At 71.7% G+C, this 7,735-nt stretch carries 6 protein-coding genes and 2 pseudogenes; 1 reads left to right on the forward strand and 7 read right to left on the reverse strand.

All coding sequences use genetic code 11. The features are described from left to right. The 4 genes and pseudogenes from ABZ937_RS42580 to deoC form a co-directional block, all read right to left on the reverse strand. Window positions 1-95: pseudogene (locus ABZ937_RS42580) on the reverse strand (arylamine N-acetyltransferase); the annotation flags it as partial. 73 nt (window positions 96-168) lie between these two features. Beyond that, window positions 169-1,053: an aldehyde dehydrogenase family protein gene (locus tag ABZ937_RS42585; protein WP_361701026.1), complete on the reverse strand. Its 885-nt coding sequence runs from the start codon at window positions 1,051-1,053 to the stop codon at window positions 169-171. Further along, the gene (locus ABZ937_RS42590) at window positions 1,046-2,476 is read right to left on the reverse strand and encodes an aldehyde dehydrogenase family protein (RefSeq protein ID WP_361701029.1); all 1,431 of its coding nucleotides are present in this window, start codon (window positions 2,474-2,476) and stop codon (window positions 1,046-1,048) included. Before ABZ937_RS42590 ends, ABZ937_RS42585 begins: the two co-directional genes overlap by 8 nt. Window positions 2,477-2,482: 6 nt before the next feature. Continuing rightward, window positions 2,483-3,442: a deoxyribose-phosphate aldolase gene (deoC, locus tag ABZ937_RS42595; protein ID WP_208036748.1), complete on the reverse strand. Its 960-nt coding sequence runs from the start codon at window positions 3,440-3,442 to the stop codon at window positions 2,483-2,485. A gap of 135 nt (window positions 3,443-3,577) precedes the next feature. Between deoC and ABZ937_RS42600 the strand changes: the two genes are divergently transcribed. Further along, window positions 3,578-4,285, forward strand: a complete 708-nt coding sequence (locus tag ABZ937_RS42600; RefSeq protein ID WP_361701032.1) for a PH domain-containing protein — start codon at window positions 3,578-3,580, stop codon at window positions 4,283-4,285. 182 nt (window positions 4,286-4,467) lie between these two features. Here the strand turns inward: ABZ937_RS42600 and ABZ937_RS42605 are convergent, their stop codons facing one another. From ABZ937_RS42605 to ABZ937_RS42615, 3 genes and pseudogenes are all read right to left on the reverse strand, one after another. Beyond that, complete coding sequence (locus ABZ937_RS42605; protein ID WP_361701035.1) at window positions 4,468-5,388, reverse strand: RNA polymerase sigma-70 factor; 921 nt, start codon at window positions 5,386-5,388, stop codon at window positions 4,468-4,470. After that, complete coding sequence (locus ABZ937_RS42610; protein WP_361701038.1) at window positions 5,385-6,590, reverse strand: FAD-dependent oxidoreductase; 1,206 nt, start codon at window positions 6,588-6,590, stop codon at window positions 5,385-5,387. The genes ABZ937_RS42605 and ABZ937_RS42610 overlap by 4 nt, the downstream gene beginning before the upstream one ends. A 291-nt stretch (window positions 6,591-6,881) precedes the next feature. Beyond that, a pseudogene (locus tag ABZ937_RS42615) lies at window positions 6,882-7,735 on the reverse strand (phospho-sugar mutase); the annotation flags it as partial.

Here is a 7,735-nt window from a genome sequence, read left to right on the forward strand (position 1 = left end):
TCCACCTCGTAGCCGAGGGCGGCGAGCAACGTGCCGAACGCGCCGTTCAGTTCGTAACAGAATCCGCCCCTCCGCGCCTCGGTCACCTCGTCCAGCCGGTCGTGACCGGCCGCAGCTCCCCGCCGTGACGTCGTCAGTACTCAGTACTCAGTACTCAGAACTCAGTGGTCAGTACGAAGAACCGGACGCGCCCAGCGACCCCGTCGGGTGCCAGACCGTCTTCGTCTCCAGGAACGCCGTCATCCGGTCGGTTCCCGGCGTCTCGGAGTAATCCACAGGCTGTGGACGCAGCACGCGCTTCAGATTGTCGGCCGCCGCGATCTCCAGTTCCTTCGCCAGTTCCTCGTCCGCGCCCGCGAGGTCGATCGCGTTGACGTCCTGGTGCGCGGCCAGCGGCGCCGCGAGCTCCGCCGTACGGCCGGACAGGACGTTGACGACACCGCCCGGGACGTCGGAGGTGGCCAGCACCTCGCCCAGGGACAGGGCCGGCAGCGGGGCCTTCTCGGAGGCGACGACGACCGCCGTGTTGCCGGTGGCGATCACCGGGGCCACGACCGACACCAGGCCGAGGAAGGACGACTCCTGCGGGGCCAGCACGGCGACCACGCCGGTCGGCTCCGGGGAGGAGAGGTTGAAGTACGGGCCCGCGACCGGGTTGGCGCCGCCGATCACCTGGGCGATCTTGTCGGTCCAGCCCGCGTACCAGACCCAGCGGTCGATGGTCGCGTCCACGACCGCGGCGGCCTTCGACCTGGACAGCCCCTCGGCGTCGGCCACCTCGCGGACGAACTGCTCCTTGCGGCCCTCCAGCATCTCCGCGACGCGGTAGAGGATCTGGCCGCGGTTGTACGCGGTCGCGCCGGACCAGCCGCCGAACGCCTTGCGCGCGGCGACCACCGCGTCACGGGCGTCCTTGCGGGAGGAGAGGGGTGCGTTCGCCAGCCAGTTGCCCTTGGAGTCGGTCACCTCGTACACCCGGCCGCTCTCGGAACGCGGGAACTTCCCGCCGACGTACAGCTTGTAGGTCTTGAAGACGCTCAGACGGTCAGACATCGAGGTATGCCTCCAGGCCGTGGCGACCGCCCTCGCGGCCGAAGCCCGACTCCTTGTAGCCGCCGAAGGGCGAGGTCGGGTCGAACTTGTTGAACGTGTTGGACCAGACGACACCGGCGCGCAGCTTGTTCGCGACGGCCAGGATGCGGGAGCCCTTCTCGGTCCAGATGCCCGCGGACAGGCCGTACTGCGTGTTGTTCGCCTTGGCGACCGCCTCGTCCGGCGTGCGGAAGGTGAGGACCGACAGCACCGGGCCGAAGATCTCGTCGCGGGCGATGGTGTGCGCCTGGGTGACGTTCGTGAACAGCGTCGGCGCGAACCAGTAGCCGGAGGACGGGAGTTCGCAGGCCGGGGACCAGCGCTCGGCGCCCTCCGCCTCGCCCCGCTCGGCCAGCGCGGTGATCCGGGCCAGCTGCTCGGCGGAGTTGATCGCGCCGATGTCGGTGTTCTTGTCCAGCGGGTCGCCGAGGCGGAGCGTGGACAGACGGCGCTTGAGGGAGTCCAGCAGCTCGTCCTGGATCGACTCCTGGACGAGGAGGCGGCTGCCCGCGCAGCAGACCTGGCCCTGGTTGAAGAAGATGCCGGTCACGATGCCCTCGACGGCCTGGTCGATGGGGGCGTCGTCGAAGACGATGTTGGCGCCCTTGCCGCCCAGTTCGAGGGTGAGCTTCTTCTTCGTGCCGGCCACCGTGCGGGCGATCTCCTTGCCCACGGCCGTGGAGCCGGTGAAGGCGACCTTGTCGACGTCCGGGTGCGCGACGAGCGCGGCGCCCGCGTCGCCGTAGCCCGGGAGGATGTTGACGACACCCTTGGGCAGGCCGGCCTGGCGGCAGATGTCCGCGAAGAACAGCGCGGACAGGGGAGTGGTCTCCGCCGGCTTCAGGACGACCGTGTTGCCGGTCGCGAGGGCCGGGGCGATCTTCCACGCCAGCATCAGCAGCGGGAAGTTCCAGGGGATGACCTGGCCGGCGACGCCGAGCGGGCGCGGGTTCGCGCCGAAGCCGGCGTGGTCGAGCTTGTCGGCCCAGCCCGCGTAGTAGAAGAAGTGCGCGGCGACCAGCGGGAGGTCCGCGTCGCGGGTCTCCTTGATCGGCTTGCCGTTGTCCAGCGTCTCCAGGACGGCCAGCTCGCGGCTGCGCTCCTGGATGATCCGGGCGATGCGGAACAGGTACTTGGCGCGCTCGGAGCCGGGCAGCGCCGACCACGTCTCGAACGCCTTGCGGGCCGCCTTCACCGCGCGGTCGACGTCCTCGGCGCCGGCCTGGGCGACCTCGGAGAGCACTTCTTCCGTGCTGGGGCTGACGGTCTTGAAGACCTTGCCGTCGGCGGCCTCGGTGAACTCGCCGTCGATGAACAGGCCGTACGAGGGCGCGATGTCGACGATCGCGCGGGACTCGGGGGCGGGTGCGTACTCAAAAGCCATGGGGGATCAGTCCACCGTCACGTAGTCGGGACCGGAGTAGCGGCCGGTGGCCAGCTTCTGCCGCTGCATCAGCAGGTCGTTGAGCAGCGAGGAGGCGCCGAAGCGGAACCAGTGGTTGTCCAGCCAGTCCTCGCCCGCGGTCTCGTTGACCAGGACCAGGAACTTGATCGCGTCCTTGCTGGTGCGGATGCCGCCGGCGGGCTTCACGCCGACCTGGACGCCGGTCTGCGCACGGAAGTCCCGTACGGCCTCCAGCATCAGCAGGGTGTTGGCGGGGGTCGCGTTGACGGCGACCTTGCCGGTGGAGGTCTTGATGAAGTCGGCGCCGGCCAGCATGCCCAGCCAGCTCGCCCGGCGGATGTTGTCGTACGTCGACAGCTCGCCGGTCTCGAAGATGACCTTCAGCCGGGCGCTGTCCCCGCAGGCCTCCTTCACGGCGACGATCTCGTCGTACACCTTCAGGTACCTGCCGGCGAGGAACGCGCCCCGGTCGATGACCATGTCGATCTCGTCGGCGCCGGCGGCGACGGCGTCCCGCACGTCGGCCAGCTTCACGTCGAGAGCGGCCCGGCCGGCCGGGAAGGCGGTGGCGACCGAGGCGACCTTCACGCCGGAGCCGGCGACGGCCTCCTTGGCGACGGCCACCATGTCCGGGTAGACGCAGACGGCCGCCGTGGTCGGGGTCGTCCGGTCCGTCGGATCGGGATGGACCGCCTTGGCGCCGAGCGCCCGGACCTTGCCCGGGGTGTCCGCGCCTTCCAGCGTCGTCAGGTCGACCATCGAGATGGCGAGGTCGATGGCGTACGCCTTCGCGGTGGTCTTGATGGAACGGGTGCCGAGAGACGCGGCGCGCGCCTCCAGGCCGACCGCGTCGACGCCGGGCAGCCCGTGGAGGAAGCGGCGCAGCGTGCTGTCGGACGCGGTGACGTCCGAGAGAGCGTGAGCTGTGGGTGCGGTAGTGGGCATGGTCACCAGACGAGCATATCTACGCGCGTAGTTTCTGTACACCCCCGCTGCTCATCACGGGTCGGGAGATCACGGATGAGCGCCGGTTCGAGGCCGCCCGGTCCCGCTGTGGGGCGTGTCGGGCAGAATCGGGCCATGACCACCCCGGACCACCCGTCACCCGCGTCACAGCCTCCGGCGCCCGCCGGCAAGGACCGGATCTATCGCTCGCCCATGGCGCTGGCGGGCGGCGTGCTGCTGCTCCTGGTCGTGCTCTGGCTGGGCTTCGACGCGCTGTTCAAGGGCCACGGCCGGACCCCGTGGCTGGCGCTGGCCGGCCTGATCCTGGTCGTGCCGCTGATCCTCGCCTTCACACTCCGCCCGGCGGTCTTCGCGAACGAGGAGCGGCTGCGCATCCGCAACCCGTTCCGGGTGATCACCGTGCCCTGGGGCGAGGTCGCCTCCCTGCGCTCCGGGTACACCAACGAGGTCGTCGTCAAGTCCGGCGCCAAGTACCAGCTGTGGGCCATTCCCGTCTCGCTGCGGGCCCGCAACAAGGCGTCCCGCCGCCAGCGGCGGGCGGCCGACGACGCGGCCCGCGGGGTGACGCCGGGCAGCCGGGGCGGCGGCCTCACGCCGAGCGGCCTCGGCCTCGGCCTCGGTGGATTCACCCTGCGCGGCCCGGACACGGGCCCGACCCGCGCGGAGACCGACAAGGTCATGGACGACCTGCGGGAACTCCTGGAGCACGGGGAGCAGACCGAGTCGGCACAGGGCGAGGTCACCGTCCGCTGGGCGTACGAGGTGGCCGCGCCGGCGGTGGCGGGGGCGGTGCTGCTGGCGATTCTGCTGGCTACGGGGTGACGTCGGGCCGTATCGAGGGCGGGGGTGCGGCAGCGGGGCGATCTGCTGAGCCACCTCGTGCCGGGCTCCCTCCGGACGGCCCCGGCGACGCGCGCAGCGCGGTCGGCAGGGCCGGCGTCACGCCTCCCGTTGGTTGACGAACCCCACCGAGGCCGGCCGGTCGGCCGCCCCCGAGGCACTGCTCACTGCGTTCCGATGTCGTAAGCGGTGCCGTCCGCGACGGCCTGGAGTTTGTCCGGGTTGGCCACGTTGTGGATGGCGGTGATACGACCGTCGGCGTCGAAGTCGAAGGTGACGGTGGCGATCACGCGTCCCTGACCGCTGAACACCATCCCCGGCCCACCGTTGATCTCGACGAGTTCGGCCTTCATGTCGGCGGGCTCGACGCCCTGGTAGGTGACGGTGCCGATGGCCGCGAACCAGGCGGCCACCGTGGCCGCGCCCACCACCGGGCGCAGGGCCTGGCGGACCTTGCCGCCGCCGTCGGTCCACAGCGTGACGTCCGGGGAGAGCAGTTCCATCAGGGCGTTGACGTCCCCGCCGGTCGCGGCGGCGAAGAACCGCTCGGTGGCCTCGCGCTGCCGCGACCGGTCGGCGGCGAAGCGCGGCCGGCGGGCCTGTACGTGCTCGCGGGCCCGGTGCGCGGCCTGCCGCACCGCTGCTTCGGAACGCTCCACCGCCTCGGCGATCTCGGCGTGGCTGAAGTCGAAGACCTCCTTCAGCACGAACACCGCGCGCTCCAGCGGGCTGAGCGTCTCCAGCACCACCAGCATGGCCATCGACACCGACTCGGCGTCCGTGACGGCCTCGGAGGCATCCCCGCCGGTGAGGATGGGCTCCGGCAGCCACGGCCCCACATACGTCTCCCGCTTGTGCCGGGCGGAGCGCAGCCGTTCCAGCGCCACGTTCGAGACGATCCGTGTCAGGTACGCCTTGGGGTCGGCCACCTGCGAGCGGTCCGCGGCGGACCACTTGATCCAGGCGTCCTGGACCGCGTCCTCGGCATCGGCCGCGCTGCCGAGGAGTCGGTAGGCCACGGAGAACAGCAGCCGCCGGTGCTCGTGGAAGACCTGCTGGTCGGGGTGGGCGGACAGGTCGGTCACTTGGCCCCCCGGCCCTGGGTGAAGCGGCCACCGCGGGGCCAGAACGCACCCGAGGCGGGCATCTTCTTCATACGGCCGTACGTCGGCCAGGGCGAGGCGGTCACCGTCTCCTTGTACCGGACGGCCACGCGGCCCGTCAGGCAGATCCGGCGCGGGCTGTCATCGGGCCGGGTGAACTGCACCACAGCGTCACCGCGTCCCAGGCTCACCGGCGTGTGGTAGTAGCCGAAGCGGAACGGCTTGGGCTGCTTGCCCCTGAGCACACGGTCGATCGACAGCGCGGCGTGCACCCCCGTCGGCATGCCGCCCTGGCAGGTGCCGTGCATGACGCCGTAGCCCTGGCGGATCGCGGCCGCGTCGCCGATCGCGTACACCTCGGGGTGGGAAACCGACCGCAGTGCGGCGTCGGTGACGATGCGGCCGCGCTCATCGACGGCCAGCCCGGCGGCGGCCGCCAGCGGCGAGGTCCGCGTGCCGCTCGTCCACAGGACCGCGTCGGCGGCGATGCTCTCCCCGCCCGCCAGCTCCACCGCGTCGGGCAGCACCTTCACCACCTCGACGCCGGCGCGCACCTGGACGCCCAGCCGGTCGAGCGCGGCGTGCAGATACGCCTTGGCCTTCGGGTTCATGGCCGCACCGGGCTCCTGCCTGCCCAGCAGCACGACGTTCGACTCCGGGTGCCGCTCGGCGATCTCCGCGGCCGACTCGATGCCGGTCAGTCCGCTGCCCGCGACCACCACCGTGCCGCTGCCGAGCCGCGCCAGCCGGCCGGCCAGCAGCTCGGCGTCCTGGGCGCTGCTCAGGGTGTACGCCTGGTCCTCGGCCCCCGGTATCGCCGAGGTGTCGGCGACGCCGCCCAGCCCGTACACCAGCGTGTCGTAGGGCAGCACACGGTCGTCGTCGATCCGCACGGTCTTCGCGTCCGGGTCCACCGCCGTCACCCAGCCGCGCACGAACCGCGCGCCCGTGCCCTCCAGCAGCTCCGGGACGCTCAGCTCGGCGAGCCGCTGCCCGGTCGCCGTCATGTGCAGCCGCATGCGCTCGGTGAACCGCTCCTGCGCATTCACCAGGGTCACCTGCACGTCCTCGCGCCGCTTCACCCGGGCCGCGAGCTGAACGGCGGCGGCCATACCCGCGTATCCCGCCCCCAGGATCACCACGCGGTGCGCGGTCGCCGTGCCGGTCTCCTGCCGTGCGCTCATGGTTCCGTCCTCCTCGGCTCGCTTGCTGACGCCCACCAGATGGGAGCAGGCGGCCTGGACGTGACATGGGCCGAATGTGATGCGCGACACAGACTGAATCGGGGCCCGCCGAAGGTGGGCGAAGGGGAAGGTGCTGAGGACCGAGCCGTGGGCGCCGATCCGGTCCTCCAGAGGCCGGCGGCAGGGCCATGAGTGCGCCGAGCGTGGGGAGTGGCCGGTAGCCCCGGACACGGCAAAGCGCCCCGCCAGGGAGGTCGGCGGGGCGCAGGTGGGAGTGGTGTCTGAACGGGGTCAGATGCCCGCAGCCGTCGACAGGTCTCGCTTCACCGCGGTCAGCAGTTCGGTCGCGCGGGCGCGTGCCGTCGGCAGGTCGGTGTGTGCGGCGACCGGGACGACGACCTCCAGGTAGCACTTCAGCTTCGGCTCGGTGCCGCTCGGGCGGACGATGACCCGGGCGCCGTCGAGGGTGTAGCGCAGGCCGTCCGTGGGCGGGAGCTTGTCCGTGCCCTGGGTGAGGTCCTCGGACCGGGTGATGGCCAGGCCGGCCAGCTCCGTGGGGGGCTGCTCGCGCAGGCGGCGCATCGCGTCCGCGATCAACGAGAGGTCCTGGACCCGGACCGACAGCTGGTCCGTGGCGTGCAGGCCGTGCTCCACGGCGAGGTCGTCCAGGAGGTCGAGGAGGGTACGGCCCTCCTCCTTGAGCACCGAGGCCAGCTCCGTGATGAGGAGCGCCGCCGTGATGCCGTCCTTGTCGCGCACGCCCTCGGGGTCCACGCAGTAGCCGAGGGCCTCCTCGTAGCCGTAGCGCAGGCCGTCCACGCGGGCGATCCACTTGAAGCCGGTCAGGGTCTCCTCGAACGGCACGCCCGCCTTCTCGGCGATGCGGCCGAGGAGGGAGGAGGAGACGATCGACTCCGCGAAGACGCCCCGCGCCCCACGCCGGACCAGGTGGGCTGCGAGCAGGGCGCCGACCTCGTCGCCGCGCAGCATCCGCCAGTCGCCGGCGTCCTTCACCGCCACCGCGCACCGGTCCGCGTCCGGGTCGTTGGCGATGACCAGGTCCGGGTCGGTCGCGCGGGCCAGGAACACCCAGCGCCAGCCGAGGTGCTCGGTCGTGGCGCCGGAGGCGAGGGGGCCGACGACGG

It is taken from the genome of Streptomyces sp. NPDC046727 (assembly GCF_040645635.1).
In the GTDB taxonomy this organism is placed as follows: Bacteria; Actinomycetota; Actinomycetes; order Streptomycetales; family Streptomycetaceae; genus Streptomyces.

Excerpts from the sequence above, each read along its gene's own strand:
- ABZ937_RS42585 (WP_361701026.1), bottom strand. The coding sequence starts at position 1,053 with ATGTCTGACCGTCTGAGCGTCTTCAAGACCTACAAGCTGTACGTCGGC.
- ABZ937_RS42590 (WP_361701029.1), bottom strand. The coding sequence starts at position 2,476 with ATGGCTTTTGAGTACGCACCCGCCCCCGAGTCCCGCGCGATCGTCGAC.
- deoC (WP_208036748.1), bottom strand. The coding sequence starts at position 3,442 with ATGCCCACTACCGCACCCACAGCTCACGCTCTCTCGGACGTCACCGCG.
- ABZ937_RS42600 (WP_361701032.1), top strand. The coding sequence starts at position 3,578 with ATGACCACCCCGGACCACCCGTCACCCGCGTCACAGCCTCCGGCGCCC.
- ABZ937_RS42610 (WP_361701038.1), bottom strand. The coding sequence starts at position 6,590 with ATGAGCGCACGGCAGGAGACCGGCACGGCGACCGCGCACCGCGTGGTG.